We start from the raw sequence: 20,313 nt of genomic DNA on the forward strand, positions 1-20,313 counted from the left end.
GCAGCCTGACCTACTGGAACAGCCCGCTGTACGCGTTGAGCGCCGGCTGCCCGCCGAGATGCGCGTACAGCACGTTCGAGTCCTTCGGGATCTCGCCGGACCGTACCAACTCGATCAGCCCCGCCATCGACTTCCCCTCGTACACGGGATCGATGATCATCGCCTCAAGCCGCCCGCTCAGCCGGATCGCATCCATCGTCGACTCGACCGGGATCCCGTACTTCTCCCCCGCCCACCCCTCCAGCACCGTGATCTCGTCGTCGCGCAGCTCCCGCCCGAGCCCGATCAGCTCCGCGGTGGCGCGCGCGATCTTCGCGACCTGCGCCCGCGTCTCGTCGAGCTTGGCCGACGCGTCGATCCCGAGCACCCGGCGCGGCCGGTCCTGCCCGGCGAACCCGGCGATCATCCCGGCGTGCGTGCTGCCGGTGACGCTGCAGACGACGATCGTGTCGAAGAAGACGCCGAGTTCGCGCTCCTGCGCCGCGACCTCGTCGGCCCAGTTCGCGAACCCGAGCCCGCCGAGCCGGTGGTCCGAAGCACCGGCGGGGATCGCGTACGGCGTACCGCCTGCTGCCCGGACGTCGTCCAGCACCTGCTGCCAGCTCTCCTTGAACCCGATCCCGAACCCGGCGCGGACCAGCCGCACGTCGGCGCCCATGATCCGCGAGAGCAGGATGTTGCCGACCTTGTCGTTGACCGGGTCCGGCCAGTCGACCCAGCTCTCTTGGACCAGCACGGCTTTCAGGCCCGACTTCGCGGCCGCGGCGGCGACCTGGCGGGTGTGGTTCGACTGGATGCCGCCGATGCTCACCAACGTGTCGGCGCCCTGGGCGAGTGCTTCCGGGAGCAGGTACTCGAGCTTGCGCGTCTTGTTGCCGCCGTACGCCAGACCGCTGTTGACGTCCTCCCGCTTGGCCCAGATCCGCGCGCCGCCGAGGTGCGCGGTGAGCCGGTCGAGCGGGTGCACCGGGCTCGGGCCGAAGAGCAACGGGTAGCGATCGAAATCGGTGATTGGCATGCAATATATTGCACACTGCAAACACTGGCCTGTCCAGTGCTGTCAGATGTGAGCTGCGGCAACCTGGTCCGCGGCCCGGCGTACGGCGGCCGCCAAATCCGGCGGCGCGAGCGCGACCGCGTCGCCGCCTTGGGCGAGCACGGCCGCGCACGCCTCGGCGGCGTTCTCCAGGTCGGTCTCGACGACGAACCAGCCGTCCCCGTCGTCCGTCACCGGAGCCGTCGGACGAAAGCGCCGAAGAGCGGTCCCTCGCACCCGCAGCACGATCGGGTACGACGGCCGGCTGGCCCGGAACTGCGCCTGCGCCTCCGCCCAGTACGCCGTCAACTCGAACCCGCCCGGCCGCCTGAACGTCTCCTCGGTCAGGTCGACCAGACCGATCCGGCTCAGCCGGTACGTACGAAGAGCCCCGTCCGCCCGGGCCGCCACCAGGTACCAGGTCCTGCTCTTGGCCACCAACCCCAGCGGCGCGACCACGAAGGGCTCGGCCGGATCCCTGTAGGTGATCGCGATCAGCCGTTCCTCCCAGATCGCCTGCCGGCACAGGTCGAGCCATCGCGGCGTCTCCCGCCGGTCGTCCCACCCGGCGTGATCGATCAGCAGCCGCTGCCGCGCGAACTCCGCATCGCGCCGCGCCGGATCGGGCAGCGCCGCGATCAGCTTGGCGATCGCCTGATCACTCGACGCATCGACGCCCAGATCCGCAAGCACATGCGCCGTCGCGCCGACGAACACCGACATCACCTCGGACGGCGTGAGCCCGGTCAGGCGAGTGCGGTAGTCCGGCAGCAGCGCCCATCCACCACCCCGTCCGCGCACGGAGTACACCGGCACACCCGCGAGGCTCAGCGCGTCCAGATCACGCTGAACGGTCCGCGGCGACACCTCCAGGTGCTGCGCCAGCTCCGCCACGGTCGATCGACCGCGCGTCTGCAGACGCAGCAGGAGCCGCAGCAACCGTTCCGCACGCATGTCAGGCATGATCGCAGGAAAACAAGCCAACAGGTGGCGTCTTTTCTTCCTACGGTCCTTCTCATGACAGCTGTCGTGGTCGAAGACCTCTGCATGACCTACCGCGCGCCGGTCCGCGGATCCGGCTGGAAGGCGACGCTCGGCTCGGTGTTCAACCGCCAGTACAAGGACGTTCCCGCCGTCCAGAACATCTCGTTCGGCCTGAGCCCCGGCGAGGTCGTCGGCTTCATCGGCCCGAACGGCGCCGGCAAGACGACCACGATGAAGATCCTCTCCGGCCTGCTGCACGCGACGTCCGGTCAGGTCCGCGTCCTCGGCCACTCCCCCTGGCAACGCCGGACCGACTTCCTCCGCCGGATCGCGTTCATCCGCGGCAGCCAGCCGGTGGGCGGTCCGCAGGAACTCACCGTGCTCGACACCCTCCAGTACCAACGCCTGCTGTACGAGGTGCCGTTGACGCAGTACGAGGAGAACCTCGACGAGCTGACCGAGATGCTCGACCTCGGCGAGCTGCTGGAGCGCCAGCTCAGAGCCCTGAGCCTCGGCGAGAAGATGCGCGCCGGCCTCGCGCTCTCGCTGCTCTACCGCCCGGAGGTGATGTTCCTCGACGAGCCGACCCTCGGCCTCGACGTCACCGGCGCGACCACGATGCGCCGCTTCGTCGCCCAGTACGCCGAGCAGACCGGCGCGACCGTCCTCCTGACCAGCCACTACATGGCCGACGTCTCCACGCTCTGCCCACGGCTCGTTCTGATCGACAAGGGCACGATCCGGTACGACGGCAAGCTCGACGAGCTCGCCGCCAAGCTCTCGCCGTACAAGCTGCTCCGGATCACCGCGCCCGGCGCCGACGAACAACGCCTGCGCGCGGCCGGCGAACTGGTCGAGCACGCGGACGGGACGTGGGTGATCCGCGTCCCGCGCGCGGAGGTCGCCCGGACGACCGCTGCCTTGCTCACCGACCTCGACGTCGCGGACCTGTCGGTCGAAGAGGCGCCGCTCGAGGTCGTCATCGACCAGGCCTACCGGGAGGGTGTCGAATGAGCCGGCTGCTGCTCCTGATCGCTCTGCGGATCCGCCGCGAGGTGCTCGAGTGGTCGGGCACGTGGTGGTTCCTGCTCACCCTGACGATCCAGGCCGCGGTCGGTCCGCTCATCGGCATGTTCGTCTGGTCGGCGGTCTACCCGGCCGATCCGTACGTCGCGACGTACTACGTGGCGCTGCTGCTGGTCACCGTGATGACGGAGTCGTTCGAGCAGCACACGTTCTCCGAGAAGCTGTACGACGGGACGATCAGCCACGACCTGCTCCGGCCGCAGCCCGTGGTCGTCGACGTGATCGGCGCCAATCTCGCGATCCGGATCTGGATGACGGTGATGGGGATTCCGCTCGCGCTGCTGGCCGGTGTGGCCTTCGGTGTTTCGCTGACCTGGGTCTCGGTTGTCGCCGCTGTGCCGGTGCTCGTGCTGGGCGCTGTGCTCAGGTTCTGCTTCGTGTTCCTGCTGTCGATGGCCGCGTTCTGGACCGAACGGGTGCACGCGATCGCGGGCTTCGGCTGGACGCTGACCTCGCTGCTCGGCGGGACGATCGCGCCGCTCGCGTTCCTGCCCGGGCCGCTGCGCGAGATCGGTCAGGTGCTGCCCTTCTACGGGATGCTCGGGCTGCCGGCCGACATCGTTGCCGGACGCACCGAAGGCCTGCTGTCCGGGCTCGCCTACCAGGCGGCGTGGATCACGGCGTTCGCCGGTCTCGCCGTGTGGCTGTGGCGGGCCGGCATCCGTCGGTACACGGTGGTGGGCGCATGAAGCTGCTCCGGCTCTCCGCCGCCGGCTTCGCCAGGTCGGTGCAGGCGACGCTCGCGTTCCGGGTCAACCTGCTGTTCGATGTCGGCCTGTCGATCATCGGGATGGTCGCGAGCCTGGCGACCGTGTTCATCGTGTACGCACGAACGGACTCGCTGGCCGGCTGGACCGAGGCCGAGACCTACGTGCTGATCGGGACGTTCCAGGTGCTGAGCAGCCTCAAGAGCACGTTCATCGACCCGAACCTCGCCTGGTTCCCGGACAACGGCATTCGCCGAGGCATGCTCGACACGTTCATGCTGCAGCCTGCACCGACGCTCTACCTGGCCAGTCTGGGGAAGTCGACGCCGCTGTCGCTGGTCCAGTCGGTGCTCGGGCTCGGTGTCATCGCGTTCGGCCTGACCGAACTTCCCGCGCCGGCGGCGATCGTCGCCTGGCTGGTCACTCTCGCCGCCGCTCTGACGGTGACCTGGGCGATGGGCGTACTGCTGGCCTGCCTCGCGTTCTGGGCCCCGCGGCTGCAGCTCGAGGTCTTCTACAGCTCGGCCTGGCAGCTCGGCGGCTACCCGACCGACATCTACCGGCGACCGCTCCGGCTGGTGCTCACGTACTTGTTGCCGCTGACACTCATCGCGACGGTCCCCACCAGCACGCTGCTCGACGGACCGCGGGTTCTCGTACTGGTGTCGACGGTCGTCGGAGCCGGCGTCAGCTGTTCGCTTGCCGTCGTTTGCTGGCGGCTGGGTCTTCGCCGGTATACGGGAGCGACGTCTTAGAGTCCGCCCACCTGGCGAGCTTGTGGGCCAGATCGGCGACCTGGTGCCGCAGCTCGGCGGGCTGCTCGATGACGAACGGCCGATCGAGCCCGGCCAGTAACGCCGGCACCCAGTCGAGCCGCTCCGCGCGAAACTCGATCCGTACCTGGGCCGGTTCTTCGTGGAGTGGAGTGACGATCGCCAAGCCGAGTGGGAGCCGACGCTCGACCTCGTCCGCAACGCCCTGGACCAGGACGGAGACCTGGTGGGCCCACGGTGCAGTCGCCAGCGACTTCAGCACAGCGTGCGCCGCGTCGTCGGCCGGCGCCTCGCCGGTCGTTGCTGTCAGCAACGTTGCCGAGGTGATCCGGTCGAGGCGGAAGGTGCGGTCGGCGGTCGCGACGTACCAGCGACCGGAGTGCGCGACCACGCCGTACGGGGAGATCGTGCGGGTGCTGGATCGACCCTGGCGATCGGTGTAGGCGAGCTCGACCGCCAAACGATCCCGGGCGGCCTCGGCGAGGGTGAGCAGTACGCCGGTGTCGGTGGGGAGCGCCGATCGCGGCGGCGCGGTGAACGACGAGGTCGCGAGCAGGGCGCCGAGCCGGTCGGCCAGGCGGACCGGGAGCACGCGACGAAGCTTCGCCAGCGCGCTCTCCGACGCCGTGGACTCCGGCACGAGACCCGCGCGCCGGCCGACCACGAGACCGATCGCCAGCGCGACGGCCTCGTCGTCGGTGAGCATCAGCGGCGGCATCCGGTAGCCGGGGGCGAGCCGGTAGCCGCCGTACCGGCCGCGGATCGAGCGCACCGGGATGTCGAGGTCGATCAGGTGCTCGGCGTACCGGCGGACGGTCCGCTCGTCGACGCCGAGCCGCTCGGCAAGGTCGCCAACGCGACGGGTCCCGCCGCCCTGCAGCAGTTCCAGCAGGGCGAGCACGCGGGACGTCGGCCTCGTCACACTGCTCAGATTCTCACGGATACCGGGCGGATGCTGTCCGGTATTGCTCATAGCCTCGGCAGAGACCTCGAGAATTGGAGAACCCGACATGACGACCTTTGCCTCGATCCGCATCGTCACCGACGACGTCGACCGCCTGACCGCCTTCTACGAACACGTCACGACCCTCGCCGCGACCCGCCCCGCACCGGTCTTCGCCGAGCTCCGCACATCCGCCGGCACGCTCGCCATCTCCAGCAGCCAACTGACGACGACCCTGTACGGCGAGGGCGTGGTCGAGGCGGTGGCCAACCGGGGCGTCTTCCTGGAGTTCCAGGTGCCGGACGTCGACGCCGAGTACGACCGGCTGCGCGCGCTGGAGTTCGTGCAGCGACCGACGACGATGCCGTGGGGCAACCGGTCGGCGATCCTTCGCGACCCGGACGGGAACCTGGTCAACCTGTTCGCCCCCGCCACACCGGTGGCCACCTGACCGGTGCCGCCGGATCTCCGCGGCCCGCCTGACGCCGTACCGCTCGACTGACGCCCATTGTGACGACTGATCCGCTATCGCACGACTGATCCGGTACATCGCGGCAGTCGTCACAATAGGCGTCAGCCACCCCGGTCAGCCAACGAGGCCGTGCCCGGCTCAGCCAGTACGCAGACATCCTGTGCGCCACCGACCCGACGACACCACGACGCCGCCGACTGCCATCCTGCTCGGACGCGAAACATCTGCCCGCGCCTCTTCCCGCACCTCCTGAGCCGGGTAGCCCCGGCGCTCCACTGCGCCCCCGCTCCCCTTTGCCCCGGCCCCATGCGTCCGAATCTTCTGCATGCGTCCGAAGACACGTGGCCTATAGCGCACCTTCTTTCGGACACAACCGGGAAGTTCGGACGCAAGCCTCGGTCGGAGTGAAGGCGAGCGGGGTAGGAGCCGGGCGAGACGAGCTGCGGCCGATCCTCACTGGCAGTGCGCAGTGTCCGCACCGCCAGCCAGTACGTCGAGGCCGAGGGCCGGCACGTCATCGCCCTCGACGTGCTCTGTGACCGGGTCAAGGCCGCTGTCGATCTAACCCCGCCAGCGTCGATGACAGCGCCGGACCTACGCGACCCGACTGACGCCGTTGCTGACGACTGATCCGGTACATCGCAGCAGTCGTCACAATCGGCGTCAGTCACCGTCGAGCGCGGGCGGGGCGGGAGCCGCGGGCCGGCAGCCGAGGCTCACCACCGCCCGGGCTGACCACCGCCCGGGGCTCACCGCCGCGGGGGGCGGGTCAGTGCCAGTGGGTGGCGACCAGGTTCCAGATGACGCCGGCCAAGGCGTCCTTGCTGCCCGACGGGACCGGCAGCGCTGTGCCGTCGCGGTCGAGGATCACTGCCTCGTTGATGTCGCTGCCGAAGACCTTGCCGCCGGAGACGTCGTTGACGACCAGGAGGTCGCAGCCTTTGCGTTCCAGCTTGGCGCGGCCGAGGTCGAGGACGGAGTGCTGGGCGTCGCCGGTTTCGGCGGCGAAGCCGACGATGACCTGGCCGTCGCGTTGGCGGTCGTGGGCGACGGTGGCGAGGATGTCCGGGTTCTGGATCAGGCTGACCGCCGGGACGGCGCCGTCGTCGGTCTTCTTGATCTTGTGCTCGGCGAACTCCGCGGGCCGGAAGTCGGCGGGTGCGGCGGCCATCACGATCGCGTCGGCGTCGGCGGCACGGCCGGTGATCTCGTCGTACAGGTCGCGGGTCGACGTCACCGGGACGACGTGGACGCCGGCCGGGTCGGGGAGCTCGGAGTTGGCGGCGACCAGGGTGACCTTGGCGCCGCGGGCGGCGGCGATCCGGGCGAGGGCGTAGCCCTGCTTGCCGGAGGAGGAGTTGCCCAGGTAGCGGACCGGGTCGAGGTGTTCGCGGGTGCCGCCGGCGCTGATCAGGACGTGTTTGCCGGTGAGGTCGGCGACCCGCTCGCCGGCGGCGCGGGCGGCGGAGTCGGCGAGCATCAGCTGGCTGATCGCGAAGATCTCGGACGGCTCGGGCAGCCGGCCGCGGCCGGTGTCGGCGCCGGTGAGGCGGCCGACGGCGGGGTCGAGCACGGTGATGCCGCGCGACCGCAGGGTCGCGACGTTCGCCTGGGTGGCCGGGTGCTCCCACATCTCGGTGTGCATCGCCGGGGCGAACAGGATCGGGCAGCGCGCGGTGAGCAGCGTGTTGGTGAGCAGGTCGTCGGCCAGTCCGTGCGCGGCCTTGGCAATCAGGTTGGCCGTCGCGGGGGCGACGACGACGAGGTCGGCACCCTTCCCGATCCGCACGTGCGGCACTTCCTGGACGTTGTCGAAAGGGTCCGCGGTCACCGGCTGCCCGGACAACGCCGCCCAGGTCGCCGCACCGACGAACTCAAGCGCGGCAGCGGTCGGTACGACGCGCACGCTGTGCCCCGACTCGGTCAGCCGGCGGAGCAGATCGCAGACCTTGTACGCCGCGATGCCGCCGCCGACCCCGAGGACTACCGAAGGCCGCTTCGGTGCGCTTCCCGATCCAGCGGTGACCGAGGAGTGGGGGGAAGACTTGGGCCCGCCCGCCGGGCTCACGGAGGTGTCGGCGGCGGAGCCCGCCAGGGGGCTGGTCTCGTGCGCGACCTGATCGTCTGCTCCCGGCGTACCCGCACCTGCCTGTGGTCCGGGAACACCAGAAGCCCCGGTGACGCCTTCCGCCGAAGTGGGCGTGGGGTCACCAGGGCCGTGGGGAGTGCCCCCGGTCGCGCTCATTGACGCGAAACTACTCGGAGGACTTCTCAGCAGCGGCGGCCGCGGCCTCCGCCTCGGCTTCCGGGTCGATGTCGGTGCAGGTCAGCACGCCGTCGTTGATCTCGCGCATCGCGATCGACAGCGGCTTCTCCTGGACGTGGGTCTCGACCAGCGGACCGACGTACTCCAGCAGGCCTTCGCCGAGCTGGGAGTAGTAGGCGTTGATCTGCCGCGCACGCTTGGCCGAGTACAGCACCAGCTTGTACTTGGAGTCGGTGTGGGTGAGCAGGTCGTCGATCGGCGGGGAGGTGATGCCGATGGCGACAGGCTGGTTGCCAGACAAAGTCAGCTCTTTCCAGAGATGTTGGGTGATCGAATCAACTTTACCAACTGATCGGCCGCCTCCCGAACCGAGGCGTTCACGATCGTCACGTCGAACTCCTTCTCGGCGGCCAGCTCGAGCACCGCGGTCTCCAGCCTACGCTCCCGCTCCTCGGCGGTTTCGGTGCCGCGACCGACCAGCCGGCGGACCAGTTCGTCCCAGCTCGGCGGGGCCAGGAAGACGAAGTGCGCCTCCGGCATCGTCTCGCGGACCTGGCGGGCGCCCTGCAGGTCGATCTCCAGGAGCGCCGGGCGGCCGTCGGCCAGCTTGTCGAGCACCGGCTGCTTCGGCGTCCCGTACCGGGCGGCCTTGTGGACGACGGCCCACTCGAGCAGCTCGCCGTCGGCGATCATCCGGTCGAACTCCTCGTCGGAGACGAACAGGTAGTGCACACCGTGCTGCTCACCGGGCCGCGCCTTGCGCGTGGTCGCCGACACCGAGATCCAGACGTCGGGGAACCGCTCGCGGATCTCGGCGGCCACCGTCCCCTTGCCCACCGCGGTCGGCCCCGCGAGCACCGTCAGCCGAGCCTCCCCCGGCGCCTCACCACTACCCGTAGGGGCAGCCCCACTGCCCTCCTGGGCAGCGTTCTGTACGCCGTCAGCGGCGTCGGTCTCCGGGGTGGCCGATGTGTCGTTGGGCCTGTCCATGGTCATCTTCACACCAGTGTCCAACGAAGCAGCGAGGATTTCGGTCCGGCTCACTCGGCGAATTCGCGCATCAGCGCGGCGATCTGGTTCGAACCGAGGCCGCGGACCCGGCGGGTCTCGGAGATCCCGGCCCGCTCCATGATCTGCTGCGCCCGCACCTTGCCGACGCCGGGAACGCACTGCAGCAGCGCGCTCACCCGCATCTTGCCGATCACCTCGTTGGTCTGCCCCTCGTGCAGCACCTCGGTGGGAGACGCTCCGGAGTGCCGGATCCGGTTCTTGATCTCCGCACGCTCACGCCGTGCGGCCGCGGCCTTGTCCAGAGCAGCCGCGCGCTGCTCCGGGGTCAAAGAAGGAAGTGGCACCGTTTCACCTGTCCCGTTGTATGGCTTCGCAGGTGAACCTAACACGGCACCAGGCACGCTCAACCCAGTGCCGGGACGTCGACTTTGCACGCGTCCTTGGCGTGTGCCGCGATCGCGGAGTACGCCGTGGTGACCGAGCCGGTCTCCTTGCTCAGCCGAGCCAGCTCGACACGATCCGTGCCCGCCTTCTGCGCCTTCTCGGCGAACGCGATCACCACGGCCCAGTCGTCCTTGACGTCGGCCGGCGCGCTGTCGCGGACCTTCTTGGCGTCGTCCAGGATCTTCGGGTAGTCGGCCACGTTGGTCGGGTCGACCTCGGCGGCGGAGGCGACGTACCCGGCCAGATCGACGCAGTAGGCCTGCTCCTCGGTGCAGGCGGTCAGGCCGGCGGCCACGGCGAGCATCGTCGCGGTCATCACTGCGGTGCGCATCGTTCGGGTCCTCTGGGGGCTCGGGAGCGGTGTTGGCGACGACGCTACCGGCCGTCACCAAACCATCGGGAACAGATACTTTTCACCCGCCGGTACGCCGTACCAGCGGGTGAAAGTTGATAGCTGAGAGCGATCAGCCCTCGATGTTGACCTTGCAGGTGTCCTTGGCCTGCTTGGCGATCGCCTCGGAGGCGGCCGCGATCTTGGTGCCGTCGGACTTGGCCAGCTCCTGGAGCTTGGCGCTGTCGCCCTTGGCCTCCTTGGCCTTGTCGGCGTAGTCGAGCACGGTCTTCCAGTCGTCCTTGAGGTCGTCCGGGGCCGACTTCGACAGCTTCTTCGCCTCGCCCTGCATCTTGTCCACCGCGTCGGTGTCCTTGACGTCGAGGTTCTTCACCGCCTCGGCGTAGTTCTGCAGTTCGCTGCAGTAGTCGCCGCCCGAGCACGCCGTCAGTACCCCGGCGCTCATCGTCACCGCTGCCACCAGGGCTGCCATCTTGCGCATTGCGTTCCTAACTGTCGCTCGCGAGCGGCCCCTCGCCGCCCGTCGACGCAACAGTTCCGAACGCCGGGGTCACCACCGGCCCCGGCGCGCCGTGAACAACGTCGCACGCCGCAACCGGAACCAGCCCGTGACGTGACGCGTCAGGCATCGTCCGTACCGTCCCCTGGGGAACGCCTCAGGTGTCCTCGCCCGACCCTGAGCCCGCGCCCGTGCAGTTCTGCTGGCCGTCCGCGGGGATCGCCTGCAGCGCCTGCCCGATCGCCGGGTCGATGGTCGCGTTCAGCTCCTGCAGCTTGGCCTGGTCGCCGCCGGTCGCCTTGATCTGCTCGAGGTACTTGACCAGCAGCCCCCAGTCGTCGGTCAGCTCGTCCGGCGCCGACTTCGACAGGTTGTTGCCGTCCGCGATCAACCGGTCGAGCAGCGCGACGTCGCTCGGGTCCTGGAACGAGTTCAGCTGGCCGACGTAGGTCTGCAGCCCGGCGCAGTACTGCTCCCGGCTGCTCTGTCCGCCGCCACCTCCACTACCGGCGACCGGGCCGATCAGCGCCGTCACGCCCATCGCGAGGGCGACCACGAGGGCCACACCGGCCGCGACCTTCCGGGTCCGGTCCGAGGCGGCCATCAGTAGCCCAGGACGGTGCGGTAGGCGTCGTTGGCGCGGGCGGCCGCGTCCTGCAGCGCCACGGCGTCCGGACCGGCTCCCAGGATCTCCCGGGAGCTCGACGGTACGACGTTGCGCACGGCCGGCCCGAAGACGTCTGCGAGGCTCTCAGCGGTCGCCCCCTGCGCCCCGAGCCCGGGCGCCAGCAACGGCCCCCGGATGTCGAGGTTCTCGGTGGTCTTCGAGATCGTCGCCCCGACGACCGCCCCGAACGACCCCAGGTCCTCGGCGCCGGCGTTCAGGTCCCGCAGCCCGTCCAGTACGGCGCCCGCCACCGTCGACCCGTCATCGGTCCGCGCGGTCTGGAACTGCGGGCCCTCCGGGTTCGACGTCAGCGCGAGCACGAACAGCCCGGCACCCGACTCCCGCGCCACGTCGAAGGCCGGCTGCAGCGAGCCGAACCCGAGGTACGCGCTCACGGTCAGCGCGTCGCACGCCAGCGGCGCCTTCTCCGCCAGGTACGCCGCGGCGTACCCGGCCATCGTCGTCCCGATGTCGCCGCGCTTGCCGTCGATGATCACCAGCGCGCCGGCCGCGCGCAGCCGGATCGTGGCCTGCTCGAGAACGGCGATACCGGCCGAGCCGAACCGCTCGAAGAACGCCGACTGCGGCTTGAACACACCGACCCGGTCGGCCAGCGCGTCGACCACGCCGTCCGTGAACGACGCCAGGCCCTCGGCCGTGTCCGGCAGGTCCCACGCGTCCAGGAGGTGGGCGTGCGGGTCGATCCCCACACAGAGCGGGCCGCGCTCGTTCATCACCGCGCGCAGACGCGTCCCGAAGGGCTGGTTGCTCATCGCAAGATCACGCTCTCTCAAGAAGGATCACCCGTTGTCGCCGAGTGGGAGTCGGAGGCCGCGGCCAGCCGTCGGTTGGTCGCCCGGACCAGCCCGGGGCCGCGGTAGATCAGGCCGGTGTAGAGCTGCACCAGGCTAGCCCCAGCATCCAGCAACCGGGTCGCGTCGGCCGGGTCGAGCACGCCGCCGACCCCGATGATCGGCAGCGCTCCCCCGGTCTCGGCGTGGATGTGGGCGACGGTCTTCGCCGAGATCTCCGCCAGCGGACGGCCCGACAGCCCGCCGGCTTCGGCCGCCAGCGCCTGGTCGGCCGGAGCGAGCCCCGGCCGGCCGATGGTCGTGTTGGTCGCGATGATCCCGGCGACGCCGACATCGGTGCAGACCCCGAGCAGCTCGTCGATCGCCGCCTCGGTGAGATCAGGAGCGATCTTCACCAGAATGGGTTTCGGATCACCCAGTGATGCAGCTTCCGAGTGCAGCGCCGTCAGCAGCTCCCGCAGATGCCCGGCGTCCTGCAACTCCCGCAGCCCCGGTGTGTTCGGCGAGCTGACGTTCACCGCGAAGTAGTCGCCGTACGCGTACAGCCGCCGCAGCGAGGTGACGTAGTCCTCGACCGCGTCCGCGAGCGGCGTGACCTTCGACTTCCCGATCGAGATCCCGAGCGGGTACCCGAGATCGCCGTACGCCGCCAGCCGCTCGGCCAGCGCCGCCGACCCGAGGTTGTTGAACCCCATCCGGTTGATCACGGCCTCGCTGTCGACCAGCCGGAACAGCCGCGGCTTCTCGTTGCCCGGCTGCGGCAACGCCGTCACCGTGCCGACCTCGACGAACCCGAACCCGAGCGCGCGCCAGGCCGGCAGGGCGACCCCGTTCTTGTCCATCCCGGCCGCCAGTCCGACCGCGCTCGGGAACCGCACCCCGAACACGGTCCGGTCCACACCGGCCGGCAGCGCGCCGTACGTCGACGCGAGCACCGGCACCGCGCCCGGCACCCGCGAGAGCCGCCGCAACCCGTGCAGCGTCTGCTCGTGCGCCACCTCGGCGTCCCCGCGGCCCAGCCGGTACAGCACCGGGCGGATCAGCTTGCGGTACACGCGCTCAGTCCCCGGCCGGAGCAGCCGCACCCCGGATCCGCGGCACCCAGTCCTGCAGGGACCGGACGCCGATGTCGCCGGCCCGCTGGGCCTCGATGCCCTGGACCGCGGCCGCGAGCCCCTGCACGGTGGTGATGCACGGGATGTTCCGTGCCACCGCCGCGCTGCGGATCTCGTACCCGTCGATCCGCGGCGACCCGCCCTGGGTCATCCCGATCGGCGTGTTGACGATCAGGTTCAGCTCGCCGTCCTGGACCATCTGGACGATCGTCGGCTCGCCGTTCGGCCCCGGACCCTGCGAGCTCTTGCGGACCGTGACCGCCTCGACCCCGTTGCGCCGCAGGACGTCGGCCGTCCCTTCGGTCGCGTAGATCTGGAAGCCCAGGTCGGCCAGCCGCTTGACCGGGAAGATCATGTGCCGCTTGTCGCGGTTGGCGACCGACACGAAGACCTTGCCCTCGCCCGGCAGCGGCTGCGACGCCCCGGCCTGCGACTTGGCGAACGCCGTACCGAAGGTGTCGTCGATGCCCATCACCTCGCCGGTCGAGCGCATCTCCGGCCCGAGCAGCGTGTCGACCGACCCGCCGTCGATGGTCCGGAACCGGTTGAACGGCATCACCGCTTCCTTCACGGCGATCGGCGTCGACGGCGGCAACGTCCCGCCGTCGCCCTCGGCCGGCAGCATCCCCTCGGCGCGCAGCTCGGCGACGGTCGCGCCGAGCATCACCCGCGCGGCCGCCTTGGCCAGCGGCGTCGCGGTCGCCTTCGACACGAACGGCACGGTCCGCGAGGCGCGCGGGTTGGCCTCCAGGACGTAGAGCACGTCCCCGGCCAGCGCGTACTGCACGTTCAGCAGACCCCGTACGCCGACGCCGCGCGCGATCGCCTCGGTGGACTGCCGGATCTTCTCGATGTCGGCGTTCCCGAGCGTGATCGGCGGCAGCGCGCAGGACGAGTCGCCGGAGTGCACGCCGGCCTCCTCGATGTGCTCCATCACGCCACCGAGGAACAGCTCCTCGCCGTCGAACAACCCGTCGACGTCGATCTCGACCGCGTCGTCGAGGAACCGGTCGATCAGGACCGGGTGCTCCCAGGTGCCGAGCCCGCCGCTGAGCCGCCCGAGCGCCGCGGTCAGTTCCGCCTCGCTGTAGACGATCTCCATCCCGCGTCCGCCCAGCACGTACGACGGCCGGACCAGCACCGGGAAGCCGATCTCCTCGGCGATCCGCAGCGCCTCGTCCGACGACATCGCGGTGCCGTGCTTCGGCGCCGGCAGCCCGGCGTCCGCGAGCACCTTGCCGAACGCGCCGCGCTCCTCGGCCAGGTGGATCGCGGCCGGCGACGTCCCGACGATCGGCACTCCGGCGTCCGCGAGCCGCTGGGCCAGGCCGAGCGGGGTCTGGCCACCGAGCTGCACGATCACACCGGCGACCGGGCCGGCCTGCAGCTCGGCGTACACGATCTCGAGCACGTCCTCGGCGGTCAGCGGCTCGAAGTACAGCCGGTCCGAGGTGTCGTAGTCGGTGGAGACCGTCTCGGGGTTGCAGTTCACCATCACGGTGCAGTAGCCGGCCTCGCGCAGCGCCATCGACGCGTGCACGCAGGAGTAGTCGAACTCGATGCCCTGGCCGATCCGGTTCGGGCCGGAGCCCAGGATCAGCACGGCGGGCTCGGTGCGCGGCGCGACCTCGGTCTCCTCGTCGTACGAGGAGTAGTGGTACGGCGTGGTGGCGGCGAACTCGGCCGCGCAGGTGTCGACGGTCTTGTAGACCGGCCGGATCCCGAGTGCCTGCCGGACGCCGCGGACGACGTCCTCGCTGAGGTCGCGGATCTCGCCCAGCTGCAGGTCGGAGAAGCCGTGCCGCTTGGCCAGCTTCAGCACGTCCGGCGTGAGCCGGGGTGCGGCCGCGACCTGCAGCGCGGTCTCGTGGATCAGGAACATCTGGTCGACGAACCACGGGTCGATCTTGGTCGCCTCGAAGATCTGCTCGGGCGTCGCGCCGGCGCGGATCGCGTCCATGACCGTCCGGAGTCGGCCGTCGTGCGGCGTCTTGACGGCCTCCAGCAACGACTCCAGGTCGGTCGACGGAGCGCCGAGCCAGGAGAACCGGGCCTCCGGCTTCTCCAGCGACCGCAGCGCCTTCTGCAGCGCCTCGGTGTAGTTGCGGCCGATCGCCATCGCCTCGCCGACGCTCTTCATGTGCGTGGTCAGCGTCGCGTCGGCGGCCGGGAACTTCTCGAACGCGAACCGCGGCACCTTCACCACGACGTAGTCCAGGGTCGGCTCGAAGCTGGCCGGCGTCTGCTTCGTGATGTCGTTCGGGATCTCGTCGAGGGTGTAGCCGATCGCGACCTTGGCGGCGATCTTGGCGATCGGGAAGCCGGTCGCCTTCGAGGCCAGCGCGGACGAGCGCGACACCCGCGGGTTCATCTCGATCACGATCAGCCGGCCGTCGGCCGGGTTGACCGCGAACTGGATGTTGCAGCCGCCGGTGTCGACGCCGACCTCGCGGATGATGCCGATCGCCAGGTCCCGCATGGTCTGGTACTCGCGGTCGGTCAGCGTCATCGCCGGGGCGACCGTGACCGAGTCGCCGGTGTGCACGCCCATCGGGTCGACGTTCTCGATCGAGCAGATGATCACGACGTTGTCGGCCTTGTCGCGCATCACCTCCAGTTCGTACTCCTTCCAGCCCACGATGGACTCCTCGATGAGGACCTCCGTGGTCGGGCTGGCGGCCAGGCCGGCCCCGGCGATCCGGCGCAGGTCCGGCTCGTCGTACGCCATGCCGGAGCCGACGCCGCCCATCGTGAACGACGGCCGGACGACCAGCGGGTAGCCGAGCTGACCGGCCGCGCCGAGCACGTCGTCCATCGTGTGGCAGATCACCGACCGGGCCGTCTCGGCGCCGAGCTTCTCGACGATGCCCTTGAACGACTGCCGGTTCTCACCGCGCTGGATGGCGTCCACGGAGGCGCCGATCAGCTCGACGCCGTACTTCTCCAGGACGCCGTTCTCGTGCAGCGCGATCGCCGCGTTCAGCGCGGTCTGGCCGCCCAGGGTGGCGAGCAGGACGTTCGGGCGCTCCTTCTCGATCACCTTCTCGACGAACTCCGGGGTGATCGGCTCGACGTACGTCGCGTCGGCGAACTCCGGGTCCGTCATGATCGTGGCCGGGTTGGAGTTGACCAGGACGACCCGGAAGCCTTCCTCCTTGAGCACCCGGCAGGCCTGGGTCCCGGAGTAGTCGAACTCGCAGGCCTGGCCGATCACGATCGGGCCGGAGCCGATCACCAGCACCGATTCGATATCTGTACGGCGTGGCATCAGTTGCGCCCTTCCATGAGTTCAACGAAACGATCGAACAGGTACGCCGAGTCGTGCGGACCCGCGGCGGCCTCTGGGTGGTACTGGACCGAGAAGGCCAGCACGCGGCCGTCCTTGCCGGTCAGCTTGAGCCCTTCGACGACGTTGTCGTTGAGCGACACGTGGCTCACCTCGGCGGTCCCGTACGGCGTCTCGACCTTCTCGTCGATCGGCGCGTCGACCGCGAAGCCATGGTTCTGCGAGGTGATCTCGACCTTGCCGGTGGCCCGGTCGAGCACCGGCTGGTTGATGCCGCGGTGGCCGTACTTGAGCTTGAACGTGCCGAGTCCGAGCGCCCGGCCGAACACCTGGTTGCCGAAGCAGATCCCGAAGTACGGCTTGCCGCGCTGCAGCAGTTCCTTGAGCAGCGTGGTCGGGTGCTCGGTGGTCTCCGGGTCGCCCGGCCCGTTGCTCATGAAGATGCCGTCGGGGTCGACCGCCAGCACCTCCTCCAGCGTCGTGGTGGCCGGCATCACGTGCACCTCGATGCCGCGCTCGGCCATCCGCTTCGGCGTCATCGACTTGATGCCCAGGTCGAGCGCGACCACGGTGTACCGCTTCTCGCCCTCGGCCGGTACGACGTACGTCTGCGTCGCCGTGACCTCGCCGGCCAGATCCGCGCCGGCCATCGGCGCCTGCTCGAGCACCTTGGCCAGCAACTGCTGCGGGTCGAGGACCTCGGTCGAGATCCCCGCGCGCATCGCGCCGCGCTCGCGCAGGTGCCGGGTCAGCGCCCGGGTGTCGATCCCGGAGATGCCGACGATGCCCTGGGCCTTCAGCTGCTCGTCGAGCGAGCGGGTGGCGCGCCAGTTCGACGAGACGCGGGCGGGGTCGCGCACGACGTACCCGGCCACCCAGATCTTCTGCGACTCGTCGTCCTCGTCGTTGACGCCGGTGTTGCCGATGTGCGGCGCGGTCTGGGTGACGATCTGGCGGTGGTACGACGGGTCGGTCAGCGTCTCCTGGTACCCGGTCATCCCGGTGGTGAAGACGGCCTCGCCGAAGGTCTCACCGGTCGCTCCGTACGACGTCCCCGCGAACGCGCGGCCGTCCTCGAGGACCAGCAGTGCGTTCTGACTCATTTCTCGGCTCCGATCAGGGTGGTGATGGATGCGGTCAGGGCGGCGGTGTCGGCCTTGTGCCGGGGGCGGAACCCGGTGTCCAGGTCCCGGCCGTCGTGCTGCCACGTGACGACGAGCAGCCCGGAGCGGTCGGCGGTGACCTTCCCGGCGATGCCCTTGTCGGTCCGTACGCCGGTCAGGTGGCCGACCGGGATGAACACGTCCGCCGCGCCCTGGCGGTGGAAGATCAGACCGGCCGGTGACACGGCCAGGTCCGCGTTGCTGCGGACGCCCAGCTCGTGCACGGCGATCCGGTCCATCCAGTCGCCGGCGGTGGTCGTGGCGACGTACACGCCTTCGATGCCCTCGGTCCGGTCGTCGCCCGGCACTGTGGGCAGTGGCGCGAGGTCGGCCTGGCGGGCCTTGCGGTTCCGCCAGCCGCGCAGCATCGCGTAGTACGCGACGGCGATCACCAGCAGCGTGCCGGCGATGCCCAGGACGGTCTTCACTTGGTGGGCTTCCCGTCTAGCACCGTCGGCGTCCCCCGCAGGAAGGTCGCGACCACCCGGCCCGGCAGGGTCATCCCCTCGAACGGCGTGTTCCGCGACAGCGACGTGCTCTCCGCCGGTACGACGGCGCGCTGCGCCGCCGGATCGACCAGCGTCAGGTTCGCCGCGGCGCCGGCCTCGAGCGGCTGGCCGTGGTCGCTGATCTGACCGATCGCGGCCGGCCGGTAGCTCATCCGGTCGGCCAGGTCGGCCCAGGTCAGCAGCTGGGTGTCGATCATCGCGTGCTGGACGACGCTCAGCGCGGTCTCCAGCCCGGTCATGCCGAACGCGGCCGCGCTCCACTCGCAGTCCTTGTCCTCGACCGGGTGCGGCGCGTGGTCGGTGGCGACGATGTCGATCGTGCCGTCGGCCAGGCCCTCGCGGACCGCCTCGACGTCGGCCTTGGTCCGCAGCGGCGGGTTCACCTTGTAGACCGGGTTGTACGACGCCGCCAGGTCCTCGGTGAGCAGCAGGTGGTGCGGCGTGACCTCCGCCGTCACCTCCAGCCCGCGCTTCTTCGCGGCCCGGACGATCTCGACCGAGCCCTTCGTCGACAGGTGGCAGATGTGCAGCTTCGAACCGACGTGCGCGTTCAGCAGGATGTCGCGGGCGATGATCGACTCCTCGGCCACGCTCGGCCAGCCGGTCAGCCCCAGGACGCCGGACAGGGCGCCCTCGTTCATCTGCGCGCCCTTGGTCAGCCGCGGCTCCTGCGCGTGCTGCGCGATCGTGCCGCCGAAGGCCTTCACGTACTCCAGCGCGCGCCGCATCAGCGCGGCGTCCCAGACGCAGTCGCCGTCGTCGGAGAACACCCGGACGCGCGCGGCCGAGTCGGCCATCGCGCCCAGCTCGGCGAGCTGCGTGCCCTGACGGCCGACCGTGACGGCGCCGATCGGGAAGACGTCGGCGTACCCGGCCTCGCGGCCCAGGCGCCAGACCTGCTCGACGACCCCGGCGGTGTCGGCGACCGGGTCGGTGTTGGCCATCGCGAACACGGCGGTGAACCCGCCGACGGCGGCGGCGCGGGTGCCGGTCAGCACCGTCTCGGCGTCCTCGCGGCCGGGCTCGCGCAGGTGGGTGTGCAGGTCGACCAGGCCGGGGAGCGCGATCAGGCCTTGGGCGTCGATGTGCTCGGCGTCCTGCGGTACGTCGAGGTTGTTGCCGATGGCCACGATCTCGCCGTCGTTCAGGAGGATGTCCGCCACCTCACCGCCGACGATCTTGACTCCGGTGATCAGGTAGGCGGTCATGCGGTGGGCTCCTCGTTCGTGGTTTCGTTCGTTCCTGACAGCAGCAGGTAGAGCACGGCCATGCGGATCGCCACGCCGTTCGTGACCTGTTCGACGATCACCGAGCGGGTCGAGTCGGCGACCTCGGCGCTGATCTCCATCCCGCGGTTCATCGGGCCGGGGTGCAGCACGATCGCCTCGTCGGGCAGCTGCGCCATCCGGTGCACGTCGAGCCCGTAGCGGCGCGTGTACTCACGGGCGCTCGGGAAGAACGCGTCGCCCATCCGCTCGCGCTGGACCCGCAGCATCATCACCGCGTCGCTCTTCGGCAGCGTGGCGTCCAGGTCGTACGACGTCGTACAGGGCCAGCTGGTCATGTCGACCGGCAGCAGCGTCGGCGGCGCGACCACCGTGACGTCGGCGCCGAGCGTGGACAGCAGCAGCACGTTCGAGCGGGCCACCCGGGAGTGCAGGACGTCGCCGACGATCGTGATCCGGCGCCCTTCCAGCGAGCCGAGGTGACGACGCATCGTGAACGCGTCGAGCAGCGCCTGGGTCGGGTGCTCGTGAGTGCCGTCACCGGCGTTCACCACCGAGCCGTTCAGCCAGCCGGACGTCGCCAGCAGATGCGGCGCCCCGGACGACCCGTGCCGACAGACGACGCCATCGGCCCCCATCGCCTGCAGCGTCAGCGCGGTGTCCTTGAGGCTCTCACCCTTGCTGACACTGGACCCCTTGGCGGAAAAGTTGATCACGTCCGCCGACAACCGCTTCGCCGCCGCCTCGAACGAGATCCGCGTCCGGGTGGAGTCCTCGAAGAACAAGTTCACCACCGTGCGCCCCCGCAACGCGGGCAACTTCTTGATCGGCCGATCCGCGAGCGACCGCATCTCTTCGGCGGTGTCGAGGATCAGGTGCGCGTCATCGCGGGAGAGATCTCCCGCACTCAACAGATGCCTCATCGCGCCTGAACCTCCTCGTCAGCCTTGCCCGTCGTCCCC

At 70.0% G+C, this 20,313-nt stretch carries 22 protein-coding genes; 5 read left to right on the top strand and 17 right to left on the bottom strand.

All coding sequences use genetic code 11. The features are described from left to right. Positions 1–10 precede the first annotated feature (10 nt). Both HDA39_RS13885 and HDA39_RS13890 read right to left on the bottom strand, forming a co-directional pair. Positions 11–1,018: a 1-aminocyclopropane-1-carboxylate deaminase gene (locus tag HDA39_RS13885; RefSeq protein WP_184795627.1), complete on the bottom strand. Its 1,008-nt coding sequence runs from the start codon at positions 1,016–1,018 to the stop codon at positions 11–13. A gap of 42 nt (positions 1,019–1,060) precedes the next feature. Beyond that, positions 1,061–1,999, bottom strand: coding sequence for a helix-turn-helix transcriptional regulator (locus HDA39_RS13890; protein WP_184795628.1), 939 nt, complete (start codon positions 1,997–1,999; stop codon positions 1,061–1,063). Between the two features lie 54 nt (positions 2,000–2,053). Between HDA39_RS13890 and HDA39_RS13895 the strand changes: the two genes are divergently transcribed. From HDA39_RS13895 to HDA39_RS13905, 3 genes are read left to right on the top strand one after another with little or no spacing between them, the layout of a single operon-like run. After that, a complete protein-coding gene (locus HDA39_RS13895; RefSeq protein ID WP_184795629.1) occupies positions 2,054–3,034 on the top strand; it encodes an ABC transporter ATP-binding protein in 981 nt (326 codons plus the stop codon). Next, positions 3,031–3,795 (top strand): ABC transporter permease, encoded by a 765-nt coding sequence (locus HDA39_RS13900; protein WP_184795630.1) that lies wholly within the window; start codon positions 3,031–3,033, stop codon positions 3,793–3,795. The genes HDA39_RS13895 and HDA39_RS13900 overlap by 4 nt, the downstream gene beginning before the upstream one ends. After that, complete coding sequence (locus HDA39_RS13905) at positions 3,792–4,568, top strand: ABC transporter permease (protein WP_184795631.1); 777 nt, start codon at positions 3,792–3,794, stop codon at positions 4,566–4,568. The genes HDA39_RS13900 and HDA39_RS13905 overlap by 4 nt, the downstream gene beginning before the upstream one ends. Here HDA39_RS13905 and HDA39_RS13910 read toward each other — a convergent pair. Further along, on the bottom strand, positions 4,501–5,508 hold the full coding sequence (locus HDA39_RS13910) for a WYL domain-containing protein (protein WP_184795632.1): 1,008 nt from the start codon (positions 5,506–5,508) through the stop codon (positions 4,501–4,503). The two genes, HDA39_RS13905 and HDA39_RS13910, sit on opposite strands and share 68 nt — an antisense overlap. An 88-nt stretch (positions 5,509–5,596) precedes the next feature. Here HDA39_RS13910 and HDA39_RS13915 point away from each other — a divergent pair, with 88 nt between their 5' ends. Continuing rightward, positions 5,597–5,980, top strand: a complete 384-nt coding sequence (locus HDA39_RS13915) for a VOC family protein (protein ID WP_184795633.1) — start codon at positions 5,597–5,599, stop codon at positions 5,978–5,980. A gap of 483 nt (positions 5,981–6,463) precedes the next feature. Continuing rightward, positions 6,464–6,631, top strand: a complete 168-nt coding sequence (locus HDA39_RS13920; RefSeq protein WP_184795634.1) for a hypothetical protein — start codon at positions 6,464–6,466, stop codon at positions 6,629–6,631. 139 nt (positions 6,632–6,770) lie between these two features. On the opposite strand, the gene coaBC is transcribed toward HDA39_RS13920, so the two are convergent. The 14 genes from coaBC to HDA39_RS13990 all read right to left on the bottom strand — a co-directional run bounded on the left by coaBC (position 6,771) and on the right by HDA39_RS13990 (position 20,274). Next, positions 6,771–8,246 (bottom strand): bifunctional phosphopantothenoylcysteine decarboxylase/phosphopantothenate--cysteine ligase CoaBC, encoded by a 1,476-nt coding sequence (gene coaBC, locus HDA39_RS13925; protein ID WP_184795635.1) that lies wholly within the window; start codon positions 8,244–8,246, stop codon positions 6,771–6,773. Between the two features lie 10 nt (positions 8,247–8,256). Further along, a complete protein-coding gene (gene rpoZ, locus HDA39_RS13930) occupies positions 8,257–8,568 on the bottom strand; it encodes a DNA-directed RNA polymerase subunit omega (RefSeq protein WP_184795636.1) in 312 nt (103 codons plus the stop codon). Positions 8,569–8,570: 2 nt separating this feature from the next. After that, complete coding sequence (gene gmk, locus HDA39_RS13935; RefSeq protein ID WP_238356051.1) at positions 8,571–9,263, bottom strand: guanylate kinase; 693 nt, start codon at positions 9,261–9,263, stop codon at positions 8,571–8,573. A gap of 44 nt (positions 9,264–9,307) precedes the next feature. Further along, positions 9,308–9,622 (bottom strand): integration host factor, actinobacterial type, encoded by a 315-nt coding sequence (mihF, locus tag HDA39_RS13940; protein WP_184795637.1) that lies wholly within the window; start codon positions 9,620–9,622, stop codon positions 9,308–9,310. A 59-nt stretch (positions 9,623–9,681) separates the two neighbouring features. Next, entirely contained in the window at positions 9,682–10,053 is a 372-nt protein-coding gene (locus tag HDA39_RS13945; RefSeq protein ID WP_184795638.1) for a hypothetical protein, read from the bottom strand. A gap of 133 nt (positions 10,054–10,186) precedes the next feature. Further along, positions 10,187–10,555, bottom strand: coding sequence for a hypothetical protein (locus tag HDA39_RS13950; RefSeq protein WP_184795639.1), 369 nt, complete (start codon positions 10,553–10,555; stop codon positions 10,187–10,189). Between the two features lie 175 nt (positions 10,556–10,730). Then, positions 10,731–11,177 (bottom strand): hypothetical protein, encoded by a 447-nt coding sequence (locus HDA39_RS13955; RefSeq protein WP_184795640.1) that lies wholly within the window; start codon positions 11,175–11,177, stop codon positions 10,731–10,733. Then, a complete protein-coding gene (gene pyrF, locus HDA39_RS13960; RefSeq protein ID WP_184795641.1) occupies positions 11,177–12,013 on the bottom strand; it encodes an orotidine-5'-phosphate decarboxylase in 837 nt (278 codons plus the stop codon). The genes HDA39_RS13955 and pyrF overlap by 1 nt, the downstream gene beginning before the upstream one ends. Before the next feature lie 17 nt (positions 12,014–12,030). After that, positions 12,031–13,107: a quinone-dependent dihydroorotate dehydrogenase gene (locus HDA39_RS13965; protein ID WP_184795642.1), complete on the bottom strand. Its 1,077-nt coding sequence runs from the start codon at positions 13,105–13,107 to the stop codon at positions 12,031–12,033. 4 nt (positions 13,108–13,111) lie between these two features. Continuing rightward, complete coding sequence (carB, locus tag HDA39_RS13970; RefSeq protein ID WP_184795643.1) at positions 13,112–16,435, bottom strand: carbamoyl-phosphate synthase large subunit; 3,324 nt, start codon at positions 16,433–16,435, stop codon at positions 13,112–13,114. Next, positions 16,435–17,556 carry a glutamine-hydrolyzing carbamoyl-phosphate synthase small subunit gene (carA, locus tag HDA39_RS13975; protein ID WP_184795644.1) on the bottom strand — a complete coding sequence of 374 codons (1,122 nt, stop codon included), beginning with the start codon at positions 17,554–17,556 and terminating at the stop codon, positions 16,435–16,437. The genes carB and carA overlap by 1 nt, the downstream gene beginning before the upstream one ends. After that, positions 17,553–18,044: a PH-like domain-containing protein gene (locus tag HDA39_RS13980; protein ID WP_184795645.1), complete on the bottom strand. Its 492-nt coding sequence runs from the start codon at positions 18,042–18,044 to the stop codon at positions 17,553–17,555. The genes carA and HDA39_RS13980 overlap by 4 nt, the downstream gene beginning before the upstream one ends. After that, positions 18,041–19,333, bottom strand: coding sequence for a dihydroorotase (locus HDA39_RS13985; RefSeq protein WP_184795646.1), 1,293 nt, complete (start codon positions 19,331–19,333; stop codon positions 18,041–18,043). The genes HDA39_RS13980 and HDA39_RS13985 overlap by 4 nt, the downstream gene beginning before the upstream one ends. Next, on the bottom strand, positions 19,330–20,274 hold the full coding sequence (locus tag HDA39_RS13990; protein WP_184795647.1) for an aspartate carbamoyltransferase catalytic subunit: 945 nt from the start codon (positions 20,272–20,274) through the stop codon (positions 19,330–19,332). Before HDA39_RS13990 ends, HDA39_RS13985 begins: the two co-directional genes overlap by 4 nt. Positions 20,275–20,313: the final 39 nt, after the last annotated feature.

Source organism: Kribbella italica, assembly GCF_014205135.1.
GTDB classification, from domain to species: Bacteria; Actinomycetota; Actinomycetes; order Propionibacteriales; family Kribbellaceae; genus Kribbella; species Kribbella italica.